This is a genomic window from Priestia sp. FSL W8-0524 (assembly GCF_038005965.1).
Classification (GTDB): Bacteria; Bacillota; Bacilli; order Bacillales; family Bacillaceae_H; genus Priestia; species Priestia zanthoxyli.
In genome coordinates, this window is sequence record NZ_JBBOUG010000001.1 from 3,001,257 (window position 1) to 3,017,156 (window position 15,900).

Sequence of the window (15,900 nt, forward strand, 5' to 3'; positions counted from 1 at the left end):
ATGTTATACTATCTTTATAATAATTAAAGGAGTACAACAATGGACGCGATTCAAGATATTATTGCTAAAAATCTTGTTAAATTACGAAAAAATCGAAATTTGACGCTTGATCAAGTTTCTGAATTAACGGGTGTGAGCAAAGCAATGCTTGCACAAATTGAAAAAGGCAAATCCAGTCCGACGGTTACTACGCTTTGGAAAATCGCCAACGGCCTTCAAGTCTCTTTTTCCGTATTTATGAAAGAAGACACTCCGGATGTACAGAAAGTGAGTATAAAACAGCTAGATCCCATCACGGACAACAAAGGTGATTACTTAGTGTATTCTTTTTTCCCTTATCATCCGGAAAAAAAGTTTGAAATTTACATTGTTACATTAAAGCCGGGATGCGTGCATGAAGCGAAAACTCATTTAGGAGATGAATACTTACTTATTAAAGAAGGAGAATTAACGGTTCGTTTTGAAAATGAAAAACATGAATTAGTCTCAGGAGACGCTCTGCATTTTTCAGGCAATACCTCTCACAGCTATATCAATTCTTCTGAAAAAGAAGCAAGCTTTTTTTTGCTTATGCACTACCCCGAATCATAAAAAAAAGAGCGTACGGATGATCCGTACGCTCTTTTTTTATTAAGCTGCGTGGGCTTGTTCTTTTTTCATTTTTTTGTTTTTCATGTACCCAATGCCTACAACTGCAATGGTTAAGATAACTTGAACAGCAAGATGTAAAGCAGTACTTGGAACAAATCCGCCGATAATTTTATCTTCAACAATCATTTTCCCAGCAGACCATGCGAGCATCGCCGCTCCGGCGTAAATGATAACCGGAAATTTTTCCATTGCTTTCATAATAAAGCTGCTTCCCCAAATAATAATCGGAATCGAAATTAATACACCAATCATAATTGGCACAAATTCATGAGCTACACCAGCTAGAGCTAATACGTTATCTAATGACATGACCGCATCTGCGATAATGATCGTTTTAACCGCGCTCCATACCGTTGCTCCACCTTGAGGATTGTCGCCGTGATCGTGATTGTCCGCTAATAACTTATATGCAATCCACACTAGCATCAAGCCGCCGACCGCTCCGATTAATGGAATTTTTAATAATGGGACAATAATAGCCGCAAATAATAATCGAAGACCAATCGCGCCGCCTGTTCCAATTAAAATCGCTCTTTTTTGTAAGTCTTTTGGTACGTTACGAGCCGCCATTGCAATCACAATCGCGTTATCCCCGCTTAAAATTAAATCAAGAAAAATAATTTGCAGCAAACCTTGCACTGATACACCAATTAGTTCCTCCATAGTTACCTCCACCTTCTCTTTTTATGTAACGTTTCTCTTCTAAAAGTCCGAGCCTTTTCCTCCTTTTTTATAATTGAATACAAAAAAGACCCTTACCAAATAAGCGGTAAAGGTCTTGCTAACAACATAATGTCGCCAACAAAGCCGAGAGATAATCTCTGTAATGACGACTTTGCTGTTAAAGCTACTCCCCTTTAGGAGATACGTTCAATTATTTGTTTGTATTTACACCACTTATACTATAGCATCTCCTACATTCTGTCAATCGTTTTTTTATTTGCTCTCATCGCAGTGGAATTACTGTCGTTTTTCTAGAAATGATGTCGAAAAATGAATATGAAAATCTGTAGTTGTATCCGCTTTCTTATAGTATGATAGATTCAGTTCTATAGTCTTATATTTTAAAGGAGGAAAATGAAAAAATGAATAAAAAAGGTATAATATCCCTAGTTTCCGCTGGTTTACTAGCATCAACACTATCCGTTCAGTCTGTTCAAGCAGATACCAACAAAAATGAAAGTGTTTCAAAAAAACTAATAGACCAGCATATGGACAAGCCTCTTCAAAAAAAGAATCTGAATCAACGTGTACTTGATGATTTAAAAAACGATGCAACTTACTCTTTAGAAAAAGCTCCTTCCCTTTCTTCATCTCAGAATTCAAAACAAATGAACAGCTCCTCTTCAAACGATGATCCGCTGTATGAAAAAGAACCAAATAACGATTTTAACAAAGCTAATAGCTTGCCAAATGAAAAAACAATCATCGGTCAAATGCTTCCTATGTATGACGTTGATTTTTATAAAGTGAATGTCCCTGCTAAAGGCGCACTGCTTGTAGCTGGGACGACCAATTCTCCAGCAATTGACCTTGCCTTTACAGCAGCTGAAAAAGACTTTAAAGATAACAAGAATTTAATATACCAAGGCTCAGACTACAGCGATGGAGTCGAAGTTCAAGTTTATCAGGTAAATAAGCCAGGAACATATTACATAGGCGCCACGGATTATGAGTTTGATGATGATTACGACGATAATACCGTGAATGATTTATATGCTCTGAGCACAGCATTCGTAGACAATGTGGCTCCAGATAAACCAGCTGTTAATAAAGTGGACAATAACGATAAGGTAGTTACAGGAAAAGCGGAGGCTTCTTCCACTGTAACAGTAAAAGCTGGCAGCAAAACGCTTGGATCTGCTAAAGCGTCTTCTAAAGGAACATTTTCTGTTAATATAAGCGTTCAAAAAGCCGGAACGACTCTTACCGTAACAGCTAAAGACAGCGCGGGAAACGTAAGTCCAAGCGTTTCCACAAAAGTAGCCGATGTCGTAGCGCCTAGCAAGCCAACTGTTAATAAAGTTGATGATAATGATAAAGTAGTTACAGGAAAAGCAGAAGCTTCTTCCACTGTAACAGTAAAGACTGGCAGCAAAACGCTTGGATCTGCTAAAACCTCTTCTAAAGGAACGTATTCAGTAAAAATACCAGCTCAGAAAACAGGCACTGTTCTTACCATAACCGCCAAAGATGCTGCGGGGAATGTTAGTAGCGGAGCGACAACAAAAGTCGTTAAGCATTAATCAAAGAAGGAGGTGACTATGGTCACCTCCTTCTTTGATATAGTTGAAAAATCGTTTTTTTATACAAAACGATTGTCAACGCTTTCTCTTTCAATCAATTCATAGTTCGAAAGTGTAAGCTTTTCGACTTCTTCGCCGTTAACCAGCTTAATAATTCGCTTTGCCCCCATTTGTCCCGCTTCTTTATAGTAATATTTTACGGTCGTTAAGCTCGGATGAATCACACCCGTAATTTCATAGCCGCCAAAGCCGGTAATAGATACATCTTCAGGAACGCGCAGTCCGTTTAAATAAGCTGCCTTTAATGTACCAAGCGCAATGTTATCGGTCGCACATACAATCATGGACGGGTTAAATTCGTTCATCACTGCCGTAGCTGCTCCAATTGCATCGCTCATGTTAAAGCTTGTTTGATAATAGCGAATCTCGCAATCGCTGTCTTTAAGACCTTGCTTTACACCTTCTTTTCTTTTTACACCTACAGCTATGTCTTTTTCGGTTACGCCTAAAAAAGCGATTTTTTTATGCCCTTTTTCCCCTATGTACCTTCCAATGTCGCATGCAGCCTCGTAATCTTGATGAATTAAACTGTGGACTTCTTTATGCTCCTGTCCAATTAGCAAAACGGGAATTGAAATCGTACGGAACGCTTCCAAATGAGCTTTTGTGATCTGAACGGCAAGCAAAATAATACCGGCTACCTTCTGCTTAGCCAGCGTATAAATATTTTCAATTTCTCTTTCTAAATCTTGATTAGAATTGGAAACAATCATTTGATAGTGGTGGTCTCTAAGTTCTTGGTCAATACCATCTAATGTGCGGGAAGTCGCAAAAGAGCCCATGCGCGGAACAATGACACCGATGATATTTGTTTTTTTTGCTTTTAAGCTTTGAGCAAAAGCATTTGGGCTATAGTTTGTTTCTTTAATAATTCCTTCAATTTTTCGTTTCGTCGCATCGCTCACAGATCCTCCGTTAAGATAGCGGGATACAGTGCTTTTTGCTACTCCTGCAAGTCGAGCGATATCTGCAATAGTTGTCATTCTCTCATCTCCGTATTTTGTTGCTGCTTCTTTCACAGTATACACGAATATCGCGTGTATATTAAGTAACTGCTTTACTTTTTGCTTCATAAGCGGTATGATAACCTAAACATGGATAATCATTATCCACGTTGTACACATATAGCAGGAGATGATGTTTTTGCATATGAAAACAGGCGTTGAGCAATCGGTGTATGCCATTTTGCTGCTTACGTTTTTACCTGAAAAAGCTGTGCTGCCAGGAGATGTTATCAGCACTCAGCTTGGCGGTTCGCCTACGTATTTTCAAAAGCTTCTTCGCAAGCTGGTTAGCGCTGATTTACTTGCCTCCGTTCCTGGAAGCAAAGGTGGATTTCGCTTAAAGAAAACACCGGAAGAAATTCGAATCTATGACGTATACGTAGCCATTGAAGGCAAGCAGTCTCTTTATTCATCAAGCGGTATTTTTCACGATATGCTTAATTTAAAAGACAAAGATATTTGCTTATTATCCGATTTAATGGAAGAAGCCGAATCTTCATGGCAGTTCATTTTAAAACGGCAAACCATTGCCACGCTCACAAATGAAATTCACAAAAAATGTCCAAAAGAAAACCTGGACAAGCTAAAAGCAACAGTAGAAGAAAAAATGGTGCTGTAGCATCCAAAGGAGATTATCATGGAAAACTTAAATAGATATTTTGATTTATTCGATCAATCACGTACAAGCGAACAAGCATTTGACGAATTAGTGAGCCTTTTTTCAGACGATATCGTATTTGTCTTAAACGGCCACGAAAAACAAGGCATTGAAAACTGGAAGCTGTTTGTGAAAATGGTTTTTAAAGAAAATGCTGATATTAAGCATATGTTCGAAGGCTGGAAAGCAGTTGAAGGTACGGACATGTTTGAAACACCTTGGGCAGTATGCGGAAAACGTGCATCTGGCAGCGTATTTACTCAAACGGGAAAAGATATTGCTAAGTTAGATAAAAACGGAAAGATCAGTTATTTAGAAAACGTACCTGATGACACAAACATGTTTGATACGTATAAAAACTAAGATGGAGAAAAGAAGGGCTATATGGGCCCTTCTTTTTTTACGGAGCAAACCCCTCTTGAGAAAGGTAAATCATCGAAGAAGGATAAAATTTTTCAAAATAACGAATGGCTTTGATATGAATGTCTTTGTCATACCAGTCTAGGAAACCGTGCTGCTCAAATAGTTCCGGCATCCCTAGCCTTTTTGAGGTTTTCCCTAAGGAACCGTCTCCTAAGTACATGGTATCAATACAAATCCGGTCCATCATCCCTTCTATTTTTTCAGGAAATTCAGGCGTGAAAGGAAGCATTGGAGCAATGGTTACTTGCGTTGAAATTCCCCTTTCTTTTACTTTTTTTAACGCGTTCATACGAAGTTTCATCCCCGGAGCATAAGGAGAAAAAATTTGTTTTACATCTTCTCGATCTGTTTCAACAGTCATCGATACGCGAAGATCACATACGTTTTGAAGCTGTAAAAACAAATCAATATCTCTCGTCACAAGCGGCGATCTTGTTTGAATCAGTAAAAAATCAGGCGGATGATTGATCATCGTTTCTAAAAGAGCCCGAGTGATGCCTGCTTTACGCTCAGCCGGCTGATAGGGATCTGTCGCTGAAGACATAAAAATGCGCACCGGCTGTTCTTTTTTTCGGAGCTTTTGTATTTCTTTTTGATAGACTTCGGCTGCGTTGGCTTTCAGCTCTAGCCATGTCCCCCACTCCATCTCTTTAAAACGCTGAATTGGCAGCTCTCGCACGTAGCAAAATTTGCAGGAAAATGCACATCCGGCATACGGATTTAAACTATGAGTATAACCCGATGCCAAAAAGCCGGTCGCTTTTGTTAAAATACTTCTCGAAATGACGTCTTTTTCGTTCATCTTTATCACCTCTTTGTTCAAAAATTATATCAAGCTTGTAAATGAAAAAACTACTTTCCTGATGGAAAGTAGTCCTATATGTTTTCAACTCATCAACTTTGGTTTTCTTTCTTTTCGCTTGTCGTTTCAAGTAAAGAGGTTAAATATGAATTTAACTCAAATTGGTCCTTTTCAATAAAATCAGATAATACCGGCTGCTCTTCTTTTCTCATCTTTCTCCACTCCTTTTGTTTTTTATGTATGTGTTTTCATTCATCAATGGATAAAAGTAATGTACTTAACTCTACCCGTATCTAAACAAAAATAATCATGGTATTTTATACTATTTTTTAATTTATGTACGTTTTATTTGTATATTTTTTACAACATCACGCACATTAATAGCAAGATTAGCAAACGTATATATTTCACTACGCAACATGAGAGGATTTTCATCATGACGATTAACAAATCAAACGATTGTTCTAGTCTAGCTGAAGTAGTTGACCGAATTTTGGATAAAGGTGTAGTAATTGACGTATTCGCTCGTATTTCCGTTATTGGTATTGAATTAATTACCATTGAAGCTAGAATCGTGATTGCGAGCGTGGACACATGGCTAAGGTACGCCGAGGCCATTCGATTGCTTCATAACGAAAGAGAAGATTTCCTTTCTTCTAATAACAGCGGAAACAAACTTGAACAGCTAAACCTTTTGCAAGATTTAGATTTATAAACTCATAAAGGTGGATTAGAAAAGTGAAAGTAGCCGAAATTATGGAATCCGTGACTGATTTTTTTAAAGAACACGTCGCTCCTCCTCACCGAATTATTTCGTATGAATCGATTCAAAATGGAGGATGGAAAATAACACTTGAAGCATTTGAAGAACAGGAGTATATGAGGCGCTATGCAAAAGATGAACTGCTTGGTATCTATGAAGTGCTGGTCAATAAGCAGCATAACATCACGTCTTTTTCACGCACCAGCCTGCGCTATAGAAGCTCTCCAGCAGAGAAGTAAGCCTATTATTTTAATGGAAAGGAATGAAACAGAAATCGATGAGTGAAGCAACGGGCATTTATATTTTTTGCAGCATTCCCGCCACCGAGGCGCATACGTTTGGCAGCGTCACGATTGATCATCAAGAAAGAGCTACTTTTACCATTCATTACCGAGATGCAGCTATAGTGGCTGCTGCCTTTCCTCTTAAAATTTATCACCCTACAAAAGAGAATGTCACAGCGCACCAGCAGGTGATTTCCAAAGTAATGAATGAGCATGATTCGGTTATTCCAATCAGCTTTGGCAATGTGTTTCATAGTCAACAAGATGTTGAAATGCTGTTAGAAAACTTATATCCACAGTTCGCCTCCCTTTTCCCACAGTTAAAAGGAAAAATAGAAGTCGGACTAAAAGTAATTGGGAAAGCGGACTGGCTGAAACAAAAAGTGAATCAAGACTCTTCCTTGCAGCAAGTACGAAACCCGCGTTCTGCCAGTGCTGATTTTTATAAACAAATTGCGCACGGAGAAACAGCTCAGAAATTCTTTTTAAAGCTTCAGCACGACTGTAAAAAAGAGCTGTATCAACATTTAGAACCGATGGCTGAAGCGTCGAGACTCAATCCTCCTATTGTCGAAACGATGCTTTTGAATGCTTCTTTTTTAATTGACCGAGAAAAAGAAGCAGCGTTTGATGAACGTGTAAATGACCTGTATGAAAAATGGAAGCACAAAGCGGATTTTAAATATTCCGGACCGTGGGCTGCTTATAACTTTATCAATATTCAATTAAAAGTAGAAGAGAATGTATGATTCATAAACTGCTGCTGTCTCCTGTTACGCTCATTGTAAAAGTCGGCCAGAAAATCAAGGAAGAAGCGGATAAAGAACTTTACGATGTCTCTTTTATTCAGCAAAAAATCGTTCATCTTCAAATGATGTATGAGCTTGGAGAGATACCGGAAGATGCATATATGGAAAAAGAAAAAGAACTGCTGCTGAGGTATGAAGCAGCAAAAGAATATGAATTAAAAAGATGGGAATCAATGACGAAGAAACAAAAGTGAGGTTAAACGATGGAAAAGCTCATTTATTTATATGGTCTAGTTCCAACCGAAGAAGCTAAGCAAATTTCCCTCCCCGCCCTTGAAGGCATGGACAAGAACAACCCTATCTATACTCTTTGCTTTGATGATATTACCGCATTTGTATGCGACTTGCCAAGCGATGAGTATTCAGAAGAAATGCTGAAAGAAAAGATCGAGCACGATATGAAATGGCTGCAGGCCAAAGCTATGCATCACCATGAGACCCTTCTTTTCTTACAGAAGCACTACACGCTTCTTCCAATGAAATTCTGTACTGTCTATAAAAGCAAGGACAGCTGCCAAAAAAGTATTGTCGATAACAAAGAAAAAACCCTCTCTTCTCTTCAGCTTTTAAAAAAATCTGAAGAATGGAATATAAAAGTGTATGCCCATACGAATCATTTAAAGAGCTACCTCTTAACATACAATGAAACGATCCAAAAGAAAAAAGAAGAAATAAATATGTTACCTCCAGGCAGGCAGTTTTTTGAACGTAAAAAGATAGAAAGGCTGATTGAAGAAGAAACAGAAAAAGAACAGCTTTCTCTTTGTGATCACCTGCACAGTGAGATAAGTCCCTACGCCGCTTATCATAAAATCAAAAATAACTGGAGTCAAAAAATAACCGGCGACAGCTATAGCATGTGCTGGAACAGCATCTACCTTTTGTCCAAGAGCAATGTGGAATCGTTTCTAAAAGCCGTTCGCAACAAGCAAACGCTTTACAAAAACATGGGACTAAACATTGAAGTAACAGGACCATGGCCTGCTTATCATATCGACGCCCTGCGCTCGGAGAAAGATGCGGGATGACATCGCTGCGAAAACAAATGCTCGAGCAAAAAGACATTGCCCTCATTGATATATTAGATGTGATCCTCGATAAAGGAATTGCCATTAAAGGTGATTTATTGATTTCAATTGCCGGAATTGATTTAGTTTATCTTGATCTGCGGGTACTGATTTCTTCTGTAGAAACGCTGATAGGCTCGCATGATCGTCAAATCATTTCTTCTCAGCAGTTTGAACAGGAAACGGAGGCGTTGCGAAATGGAAAATAACCTCGAACGAAACGGTCGCATTGAGCTGAGTGCGGAAAATGCTGAACAAGGCTTAGCGCAGCTTGTATTAACCGTCATTGAATTACTGCGGCAGCTCATTGAAAAACATGCGATTCGCCGAGTGGACAGCGGAAACCTGACGGACGCTCAAATCGAAGATCTGGGCGTGGCGTTGATGAAGTTAGAGAACAAAATGGAGGAGCTAAAATCAGTGTTTAACTTTACAAATGAAGATTTAAATATTGATCTAGGTCCCCTGGGAAAAGTGTTATAACAAGGAGTGAAAAAATGTCGGCGGAACATAACGGGCAGCTTGGCACCATTGTAGAAGTATTGGAAAAAGTATTAGATAAAGGTCTTGTCATTGCTGGAGATATTAAAGTGCAAATTGCTGATGTTGAACTCTTAACAATAAAAATCCGGCTGCTTGTCGCTTCTATTGATAAAGCAAGAGAAATTGGCATGGACTGGTGGGAAACAGACCCTTACCTATGTTCAAAAGCAAATCAGTCTTATCAAAAACTCCAGGCGGAAAATGACAGTTTAACAGAGCAAGTGGCATCTTTAACGCAACGAATTCAAGATGATTTGCTTTCGCTTGATTAACAGCTCACTTCATAGAAGGAGGAATAACAAACATGAATCCTGAACAAAAATCTACGCTGTCTCCTGTTTCACAAGAGCAGCAAATCCCCGATACTCAGCTAACGGAAAAAGAAGAGCGTATGCCGGAGTATACGCATACGTCACTTAATCCAGACTCATAGAACAAAAAGAGAAATGCCTCGGTATTTCTCTTTTTAATGTTTTTATACTTTTCTTCATTAATCATGACGTTGAGACAAATAAAGGTAAATATAATGAACATGGCGAATGAGTACCATTATCTATTAATGACAAAGGAGAACGAGCATGAAGAAAAAAGTGATGGGAGCAGTTTATGCTCTTTTAACGGTGTTCATTTTAGATGCCTGCAGTACCGAAGACGTTGTGACAAATCATTCAAATCCAAAAGTTTCTGTTTTTACTACAGTTAAACCGCTGACGAAAAAAGAATTTAGTGAAGTTGGAACATCAGGGTTAACAAGCCCTTCTAAAAAAGATTTTCACAAAGTACATATGACTCTTACTTTACGCGGTACGGACTACCTGTCGGATATTCAAGTTAAGCTGCCTAACTATAAAAAAGATTTTAATAACATGAAAGACGATCAGCAAACAAGATATTGGTTTGGCAGCGGTGCAGATGAAGAGCAAGAAAATAAAAACATCTATACAAGGGAATTTGTCCTTTATACGAAAGGGTTAAACAACAAGCAAATCAAAGATATTTTAGCAGCAGCTAAGGTAAAGACATCCTGGGTGGTAAAGGATACAAAAGCAAAAGATCAATCGGAATTTCCTGCTGGTAAAAACATTAAACTTGAAGCGAAATGAGAAATGCACCAATTAGCAAAAGCCCCCTTTATTAAAAGAGGGCTTTCTCTTATTATATGAAAAACGATTACCTTGTCACCTGCAGCTCAAGGTTTGGATTTGAGGCCAGACTTTCAGAGTGCAGCATATCTTCTAAGCTATCTACCCGTTATAAACGCTAGCGCATGTTCCAGGCTTTGGCTCATAGTAGCAATGATTTTTGTATTGACCAGAAGCGGGTTGGCCGTACCAGGTTGGAGGGCATGGAGCGGATGGATTAAAGTACCACAGTGCATATTTCCCCGGATGTTCTCTCCAATAATCCAAATTCTTTTTGGCTAACCTTTTTTCAACACCTCTTGCTCTTTGATAAAATACGTTTCCTTTTTGAACAGCCTCGAACGAATAGTTGCCTCCCTGCACCTGATAAATAACTTGCGGAACGGATCTTAAATTCTTGAAATCTAAACAGTTTGCTTTAAGGCGATTTACAATGACATTTCCAACATACAGCATGCCTTGTTTTCCTTCGCCTTCAGCTTCTGCTCTCATCATCCTTGCCATTAAAGCAACGTCTGAATCTCGATAATTTACTCTTGGCATTTTTTCACCCCAAAAATATACTATGAGAAAAAGCTGGTCTTGATGTCACTGTCCCTAAAATAACAGTAGCTGGATGTTAAATACACGCTAAGCACACCGACACTACAGAAAGAGTTTTTATTACGAAAAGCTTATTCTTTTTCATAATACAGCTGAGCGATTTGCCCGTACTGCTTCATATCGGTAAGCTTCAAGTGCATTTCGGGAATCCCTTGCTTAAACAGCGGAATACCAGCCCCAAGCAAAACGGGAATGACCGATATAATAAATTCATCCACCCTCCCTGCTGTTAAGAAATCAGCGAGAATCTCAGCGCCTCCTACTAGCCATATTTTTTTAGCGTCTTGATCGAGGTTGTTGAGAAATGACGCCACGCTTTCGTTTACAAACTCGACATACTGATCTTTTCCTTGAGCTGAGCGGCTGAACACGTAGCACTTTTTATCGTGATAAGGAAACTCAGGTGTGAGCTTCAGCACGTGGTCGTACGTAGCCTTTCCCATAACGACCGCATCACACGTTTGATAAAACGCTTCGTAGCCGTTGTCTCCCTGTCCTTCAACGCTTTCTAGCCAGTCAATCTCTCCGTTTTCTCTTGCAATATATCCGTCTAAGCTTGCCGCAATATATACGACGATGTTTTTCTTCATTTCCTTTTCTCCTTTCAACTTTACTGTTTCTGTATGATATCATTTTAATACGACAGTTTTTGTCACATTAAAAGAAAAAGGTGAAAATAAATGGCTAAGTCTAGACGACTTGTTGATATGCTCATGTTTATTAATACAAAAAGAACGTTTACGGCAAAAGAACTAGCGGAGGAATTTGGTCTTTCCGTGCGGAGCGTTCAGCGCTATTTACTGGACTTAAGCGAATTAGGACTGCCTCTTTACAGTGAAAAAGGACGGGGCGGCGGCTACAAAGTATTAAAAAATCGTATTCTTCCTCCTATTTTGTTTACGGAAGAAGAAGCTATTTCTATCTTTTTTGCTTATCAAGCTCTGCAGTATTATCATGACCTTCCGTTTGATGCAGAGATTCATGCCGCTCTTCAAAAATTTTATGTGTACCTGTCTGAGGAAACAAAGAAAAAAGTAGATAAAATGAGTGCTCATATCGCGTTTTGGAATCCTAAAAGAAGCCTAGACACTTCTTATTTAAAAGAGCTGTTAGAAGCAAGCCTTGCAGGAAAATATATTGAATTTTTTTATGATTCAAAGACGGGTCAGACAAGAAAACAAGTCAAACCCCTTGGAATTTATGCTCATAACGGTTTATGGTACTGCCCTGCCTATTCCTACGATAAACAAAAAGTATTACTGTTTCGAGCGGATCGTATTCACTCCTTAAAGGTTCTAGAAAAAGACGAAAAGATGTCTCTTACGTTAAAGGAATGGCTTGAAAAAGAACCCGTAAACACACAGCCGATTTCGTTAAAAGTAACCTTGACGCACGAAGGCGTTCGTCAGTGTAAAGGCGTTCCCTGGCTTGAAAATCATGTGAAGGCGGCGCGGGATGGCGGTGGCTATATTGATACGATAACTGATGGTAATGAATTAAACTACATGGCTTCTTTTTTCTATACCTTAGGTGCTCATGCTTTAATTGAAGAACCTCAGGAGCTAATTGAAAAAATCTGCCGTCACGCAGAAGAAACGCTAAGACGCTATAAAAAATGAGGTGGGTTTAGTTATGTCTCAATCTGGCTATAAAAATAACCTCCGCTAAATAGCGGAGGTTATTTTTTATTTACCCAGCCCACACGTCTTTTGCGTATCGGCCCTTTTCTTCTAGCTGCTGCAGCCATAAGCGAGCGTCTGCTTCACTCACTTTATGAACTTCAGCATAGCTTTTAATAAGCGTTGCTTCAACGTCAGGCGCCATTTGGCTTCCGTCTCCGCAAATATAGAAGTGCGCTCCTTGATCAAGAAGTTCAATCAATTTCATACCGTCTTGTTCCATCAGGTGCTGAACGTATGTTTTCGGCTGATTTGGTACGCGTGAAAAAGCGGTATGAAGCGTAATGACACCTTCATTTTGTGCGTTTTCAAGCTCTTCTTGATACAGATAGTCTTCATGAGGTGAACGGCAGCCAAAGTATAAATGCGCTTCTCCAAGCAACTGTCCTTGTTCTTTTAACTGCTTGCGCGCCTGCACAAAGCCTCTAAACGGCGCGACGCCTGTTCCCGGTCCGACCATGATAATCGGTGTTTCAGATTCTTTTGGCAGCGTAAAGCCTGACTGCGGTGTGGAAACAAAGCACGTAATCGTATCTCCTTCTTGCAGCTCGGCAAGATAGTTCGACGCAATTCCTTTGTATTCTCCATATCCACTCCACGCTCCTCCTGAAACAACGCTGACCGTGATGCTTGCTTGTTTTTCATCGACGCGAGGTGATGAAGAAATTGAGTAATAGCGCGGACGCATGCTTGGAAGAAGAGCGATAAATTCGCTGAATTCCATTTCACACGCCGGGTATTTTTCCAGCAGTTCAAGCATTGTTAAGCGTTTTGCCAGTACTTGTTCTTTGTACGCTTGCTTTTCAAGCAAGGCTTCAAGCTCCACTTTATGCGGCGGGCAGACCGTTTTAGCAGCCATTGCGCGAAGCTGCGTGCGCGTAACAGGATCTTGAAGCTCTACATATTGCAGAAGCTCTTCTACTGATACTGTTTTACCCAGTGGCAAATGCGCTAATTTTTCTTCTTCAGCTTCCAGACGGATTTGCTGTGATGCATCTACACCGAACCTTGCTGTTACACGATTAACTATTCCTTCATAGTTGCGAGGAATAATACCTAAATGATCTCCTTCTTGATAAGAAGCTTCTTTTGGAAGTTCAATTTCAAGGTGTCGCGTGCTTCGTGCACTGCCTGGCTGTTGAAGTTCTTTGCTCGCTACGACGTTTGCTGAAAACGCACCGTGCATTTTCGCAAGCGGCATGTCCGCAGCGCTGTCGACAAATTGAAGTGAAAGCGTAGATTGATTATCTTCACTGTTTTCAATGTCGAGGTTAAAGTAGGCTGCTACGTCACTCCACATGTGTTCACGCCATTCTTCGTATGTGCCTTCAAAGTCGTCGCTTGCATCTGCTTCGCCGCGTTCAGCGATGTTTTTTGCCCCTTTAGCCGCAAGCGTTTCATCAATAAAAGCAGGCACTTTTTGATACGTAGTAGCCCAGTTTTTATCGCCGCATCCAAATACGGAGTAGCGAACGCCTTTGACTTCATCAGCAGACGCTTGGTCTAACCACTCGACAAACTGCTTTGCGTTATCAGGCGGATGTCCGTTATACGAAGCCGTTACAATTAACACAGCTCCTTCACGCGGAAGATTTCCTGCGTGGGAATCAAGCGTTGCGACTTGCGGTGCGAATCCTTTGCTCATCGCAATATCCGCTAAATCCCGCGCCGTTCCTTCGGCTGTTCCCATATTTGAACCGTATAGCACAAGCAGCGGCGTATTATGAGCGTTTTCTACGGTTTTGCGCTCTTTTTTAGCTGACTGCTCTCGGCTTGGTGAAGGAATGCCGCCAAGCGGAATTTGTTTCGATTTTGCTTTTACCACAAAGCCCTCAGGTTTTAACGTCAACGTTTCTTTAATATCTAGCTCGTAGTTTGTATGATCTTCAAAGTCAAAGTGTTTTAGCATCATACCAAGTACAAGCGTTGCTTCATGAAGAGCGAACTGCTGACCGATACACGCGCGCTGACCGTTTCCAAATGGTTTAAACGCATGCTGCGGAATCGCGCTTGGGTTTTCAAAACGCTCTGGGCGGAACTCTTCTACATCGTCTCCCCAAATCGTTTTATCACGGTGAAGCTGAGGAATCAGAACCATCAGTTCATCGCCTTTTTCTAACGGATATTCTCCTCCAAGCACCGTATCCTCTTTTGCATATAGAGAAAATGCAGGAGCCGTCGGCCATAAGCGCAGTGCTTCGTTTAAGACCATACCCACATATTTAAGCTGTTTAACTTGTTTGTAGGTTGGAACAGGATCTACTAAAACTCGCGCTGCTTCTGCTGCTGCTTTTTGTAATACATGTGGATTTTTCACTAAGAAATACAGCGCAAATGATAACAGACCGCTTGTTGTTTCGTGTCCCGCAATTAAGAATGTAATAATTTGATAGCGAATGTTCTCGTCATCAAGCAGCTCACCTGTTTCTGGATCTTTTCCGTTTAGCATATGCGTTAACAAATCATCGCTTTGTTCACCGCTTGCTTTGCGATCTGCAATAATTTTATCTACAAGATCGTTCATCACCTTAATGTCGTCTTGAAACTGACGCTTATTTTCATCGTAAGCCGGGTCATCCGGATTTGCTCGCTGCAGCTTGTTCATCGCTTCATCCAGTGCACGGACCATGCTTGTAATAAACGGGTGCGGCTGATCGCGGTAAAAGCTGTTAAAGCGGTAATTAAAGCCGCAAAGACCGATTGTATCAAGCGTTAAGCGCGTCATATCTTCCGGTACTTCAATATGCTCATCTGCATTTAGACGCTCCCACTTTTGAATAAGCTGCACGGCGATATCGACCATCATCGCGTGGTAGCCTTTCATTGCTTGCTGACTGAAGCTTGGAAGTAAGATATTATGCGCTTTTTTCCAGTTTTTTTCGTGCGTCCAGCTTGTAAATAATCCGTCTCCTGCAAAATCACGTACAAATTTAAGCGCTTGACTTAAGTTTTTATCAAAGCGTGATTCATCGCATGCTTCTTTAATTAGACGCTGACTTGATAAGTAGCGCGTTACACGGCCAGGCGCTTCAAATTTAAAGATTTCTCCTAGTTCATCCGCAATTTTCATCAGCCTTTGAACTGGTTTATCTGTGTTTAATAACGGTAAGTTTTTAAGCTCTCCAAACGTTTTTGGCTGAGGCATTTCTTTAATTGTCATGTTATC

21 protein-coding genes are annotated in these 15,900 nt (G+C 40.1%); 15 read left to right on the forward strand and 6 right to left on the reverse strand.

Translation table 11 applies throughout. The features are described 5' to 3' along the window. The first annotated feature begins 39 nt into the window (after window positions 1-39). On the forward strand, window positions 40-591 hold the full coding sequence (locus tag NST66_RS15430; RefSeq protein WP_340843460.1) for a helix-turn-helix domain-containing protein: 552 nt from the start codon (window positions 40-42) through the stop codon (window positions 589-591). Between the two features lie 39 nt (window positions 592-630). Here the strand turns inward: NST66_RS15430 and NST66_RS15435 are convergent, their stop codons facing one another. Then, on the reverse strand, window positions 631-1,314 hold the full coding sequence (locus NST66_RS15435) for a TerC family protein (RefSeq protein WP_071272929.1): 684 nt from the start codon (window positions 1,312-1,314) through the stop codon (window positions 631-633). Window positions 1,315-1,736: 422 nt separating this feature from the next. Here NST66_RS15435 and NST66_RS15440 point away from each other — a divergent pair, with 422 nt between their 5' ends. Further along, window positions 1,737-2,897, forward strand: coding sequence for an Ig-like domain-containing protein (locus tag NST66_RS15440; protein WP_340843461.1), 1,161 nt, complete (start codon window positions 1,737-1,739; stop codon window positions 2,895-2,897). A 59-nt stretch (window positions 2,898-2,956) separates the two neighbouring features. On the opposite strand, the gene NST66_RS15445 is transcribed toward NST66_RS15440, so the two are convergent. After that, the gene (locus tag NST66_RS15445; RefSeq protein ID WP_071272923.1) at window positions 2,957-4,030 is read right to left on the reverse strand and encodes a LacI family DNA-binding transcriptional regulator; all 1,074 of its coding nucleotides are present in this window, start codon (window positions 4,028-4,030) and stop codon (window positions 2,957-2,959) included. 70 nt (window positions 4,031-4,100) lie between these two features. On the opposite strand from NST66_RS15445, the gene NST66_RS15450 reads away from it, so the two are divergent. Beyond that, complete coding sequence (locus NST66_RS15450; protein ID WP_340843462.1) at window positions 4,101-4,580, forward strand: RrF2 family transcriptional regulator; 480 nt, start codon at window positions 4,101-4,103, stop codon at window positions 4,578-4,580. A gap of 18 nt (window positions 4,581-4,598) precedes the next feature. Then, window positions 4,599-4,982, forward strand: a complete 384-nt coding sequence (locus NST66_RS15455) for a nuclear transport factor 2 family protein (RefSeq protein ID WP_071272917.1) — start codon at window positions 4,599-4,601, stop codon at window positions 4,980-4,982. A 37-nt stretch (window positions 4,983-5,019) separates the two neighbouring features. Here the strand turns inward: NST66_RS15455 and NST66_RS15460 are convergent, their stop codons facing one another. Beyond that, complete coding sequence (locus NST66_RS15460; RefSeq protein WP_221777889.1) at window positions 5,020-5,844, reverse strand: SPL family radical SAM protein; 825 nt, start codon at window positions 5,842-5,844, stop codon at window positions 5,020-5,022. 436 nt (window positions 5,845-6,280) lie between these two features. On the opposite strand from NST66_RS15460, the gene gvpA reads away from it, so the two are divergent. From gvpA to NST66_RS15510, 10 genes are all read left to right on the forward strand, one after another. Continuing rightward, window positions 6,281-6,559 carry a gas vesicle structural protein GvpA gene (gene gvpA / locus NST66_RS15465; protein WP_029714942.1) on the forward strand — a complete coding sequence of 93 codons (279 nt, stop codon included), beginning with the start codon at window positions 6,281-6,283 and terminating at the stop codon, window positions 6,557-6,559. 23 nt (window positions 6,560-6,582) lie between these two features. Then, complete coding sequence (locus NST66_RS15470) at window positions 6,583-6,846, forward strand: gas vesicle protein GvpO (RefSeq protein ID WP_013057922.1); 264 nt, start codon at window positions 6,583-6,585, stop codon at window positions 6,844-6,846. 23 nt (window positions 6,847-6,869) lie between these two features. After that, entirely contained in the window at window positions 6,870-7,640 is a 771-nt protein-coding gene (locus tag NST66_RS15475; RefSeq protein ID WP_045294231.1) for a GvpL/GvpF family gas vesicle protein, read from the forward strand. Next, window positions 7,637-7,894, forward strand: a complete 258-nt coding sequence (locus NST66_RS15480) for a gas vesicle protein GvpG (RefSeq protein ID WP_014459264.1) — start codon at window positions 7,637-7,639, stop codon at window positions 7,892-7,894. Before NST66_RS15475 ends, NST66_RS15480 begins: the two co-directional genes overlap by 4 nt. Window positions 7,895-7,903: 9 nt before the next feature. Further along, on the forward strand, window positions 7,904-8,728 hold the full coding sequence (locus NST66_RS15485; RefSeq protein ID WP_071272914.1) for a GvpL/GvpF family gas vesicle protein: 825 nt from the start codon (window positions 7,904-7,906) through the stop codon (window positions 8,726-8,728). Continuing rightward, window positions 8,725-8,976: a gas vesicle protein gene (locus NST66_RS15490; RefSeq protein WP_045294233.1), complete on the forward strand. Its 252-nt coding sequence runs from the start codon at window positions 8,725-8,727 to the stop codon at window positions 8,974-8,976. Before NST66_RS15485 ends, NST66_RS15490 begins: the two co-directional genes overlap by 4 nt. Next, window positions 8,966-9,250, forward strand: a complete 285-nt coding sequence (locus NST66_RS15495) for a gas vesicle protein K (RefSeq protein ID WP_071272912.1) — start codon at window positions 8,966-8,968, stop codon at window positions 9,248-9,250. Before NST66_RS15490 ends, NST66_RS15495 begins: the two co-directional genes overlap by 11 nt. A 14-nt stretch (window positions 9,251-9,264) precedes the next feature. After that, window positions 9,265-9,582 carry a gas vesicle protein gene (locus tag NST66_RS15500; RefSeq protein WP_340843463.1) on the forward strand — a complete coding sequence of 106 codons (318 nt, stop codon included), beginning with the start codon at window positions 9,265-9,267 and terminating at the stop codon, window positions 9,580-9,582. Window positions 9,583-9,614: 32 nt separating this feature from the next. Then, window positions 9,615-9,743 (forward strand): hypothetical protein, encoded by a 129-nt coding sequence (locus NST66_RS15505; protein WP_256972393.1) that lies wholly within the window; start codon window positions 9,615-9,617, stop codon window positions 9,741-9,743. Between the two features lie 145 nt (window positions 9,744-9,888). Then, a complete protein-coding gene (locus tag NST66_RS15510) occupies window positions 9,889-10,413 on the forward strand; it encodes a hypothetical protein (protein ID WP_340843464.1) in 525 nt (174 codons plus the stop codon). A gap of 141 nt (window positions 10,414-10,554) precedes the next feature. Here the strand turns inward: NST66_RS15510 and NST66_RS15515 are convergent, their stop codons facing one another. Both NST66_RS15515 and NST66_RS15520 read right to left on the reverse strand, forming a co-directional pair. Continuing rightward, window positions 10,555-10,995, reverse strand: coding sequence for a cell wall hydrolase (locus tag NST66_RS15515; protein WP_013083968.1), 441 nt, complete (start codon window positions 10,993-10,995; stop codon window positions 10,555-10,557). Between the two features lie 131 nt (window positions 10,996-11,126). Continuing rightward, window positions 11,127-11,645: a dihydrofolate reductase family protein gene (locus NST66_RS15520; RefSeq protein ID WP_221777891.1), complete on the reverse strand. Its 519-nt coding sequence runs from the start codon at window positions 11,643-11,645 to the stop codon at window positions 11,127-11,129. A 90-nt stretch (window positions 11,646-11,735) separates the two neighbouring features. Between NST66_RS15520 and NST66_RS15525 the strand changes: the two genes are divergently transcribed. Next, window positions 11,736-12,674, forward strand: coding sequence for a helix-turn-helix transcriptional regulator (locus NST66_RS15525; protein WP_340843465.1), 939 nt, complete (start codon window positions 11,736-11,738; stop codon window positions 12,672-12,674). 70 nt (window positions 12,675-12,744) lie between these two features. Here the strand turns inward: NST66_RS15525 and NST66_RS15530 are convergent, their stop codons facing one another. Then, window positions 12,745-15,894 carry a bifunctional cytochrome P450/NADPH--P450 reductase gene (locus NST66_RS15530; RefSeq protein ID WP_340843466.1) on the reverse strand — a complete coding sequence of 1,050 codons (3,150 nt, stop codon included), beginning with the start codon at window positions 15,892-15,894 and terminating at the stop codon, window positions 12,745-12,747. Window positions 15,895-15,900 lie beyond the last annotated feature (6 nt).

Bases quoted from the DNA above. Each gene is read 5' to 3' on its own strand.
- NST66_RS15485 (WP_071272914.1), top strand. From the start codon at position 7,904: ATGGAAAAGCTCATTTATTTATATGGTCTAGTTCCAACCGAAGAAGCT.
- NST66_RS15475 (WP_045294231.1), top strand. From the start codon at position 6,870: ATGAAACAGAAATCGATGAGTGAAGCAACGGGCATTTATATTTTTTGC.
- gvpA (WP_029714942.1), top strand. From the start codon at position 6,281: ATGACGATTAACAAATCAAACGATTGTTCTAGTCTAGCTGAAGTAGTT.
- NST66_RS15455 (WP_071272917.1), top strand. From the start codon at position 4,599: ATGGAAAACTTAAATAGATATTTTGATTTATTCGATCAATCACGTACA.
- NST66_RS15515 (WP_013083968.1), bottom strand. From the start codon at position 10,995: ATGCCAAGAGTAAATTATCGAGATTCAGACGTTGCTTTAATGGCAAGG.
- NST66_RS15525 (WP_340843465.1), top strand. From the start codon at position 11,736: ATGGCTAAGTCTAGACGACTTGTTGATATGCTCATGTTTATTAATACA.
- NST66_RS15430 (WP_340843460.1), top strand. From the start codon at position 40: ATGGACGCGATTCAAGATATTATTGCTAAAAATCTTGTTAAATTACGA.
- NST66_RS15435 (WP_071272929.1), bottom strand. From the start codon at position 1,314: ATGGAGGAACTAATTGGTGTATCAGTGCAAGGTTTGCTGCAAATTATT.
- NST66_RS15510 (WP_340843464.1), top strand. From the start codon at position 9,889: ATGAAGAAAAAAGTGATGGGAGCAGTTTATGCTCTTTTAACGGTGTTC.
- NST66_RS15505 (WP_256972393.1), top strand. From the start codon at position 9,615: ATGAATCCTGAACAAAAATCTACGCTGTCTCCTGTTTCACAAGAGCAG.
- NST66_RS15490 (WP_045294233.1), top strand. From the start codon at position 8,725: ATGACATCGCTGCGAAAACAAATGCTCGAGCAAAAAGACATTGCCCTC.
- NST66_RS15440 (WP_340843461.1), top strand. From the start codon at position 1,737: ATGAATAAAAAAGGTATAATATCCCTAGTTTCCGCTGGTTTACTAGCA.
- NST66_RS15520 (WP_221777891.1), bottom strand. From the start codon at position 11,645: ATGAAGAAAAACATCGTCGTATATATTGCGGCAAGCTTAGACGGATAT.
- NST66_RS15530 (WP_340843466.1), bottom strand. From the start codon at position 15,894: ATGACAATTAAAGAAATGCCTCAGCCAAAAACGTTTGGAGAGCTTAAA.
- NST66_RS15460 (WP_221777889.1), bottom strand. From the start codon at position 5,844: ATGAACGAAAAAGACGTCATTTCGAGAAGTATTTTAACAAAAGCGACC.
- NST66_RS15500 (WP_340843463.1), top strand. From the start codon at position 9,265: ATGTCGGCGGAACATAACGGGCAGCTTGGCACCATTGTAGAAGTATTG.
- NST66_RS15445 (WP_071272923.1), bottom strand. From the start codon at position 4,030: ATGAAGCAAAAAGTAAAGCAGTTACTTAATATACACGCGATATTCGTG.
- NST66_RS15480 (WP_014459264.1), top strand. From the start codon at position 7,637: ATGATTCATAAACTGCTGCTGTCTCCTGTTACGCTCATTGTAAAAGTC.
- NST66_RS15495 (WP_071272912.1), top strand. From the start codon at position 8,966: ATGGAAAATAACCTCGAACGAAACGGTCGCATTGAGCTGAGTGCGGAA.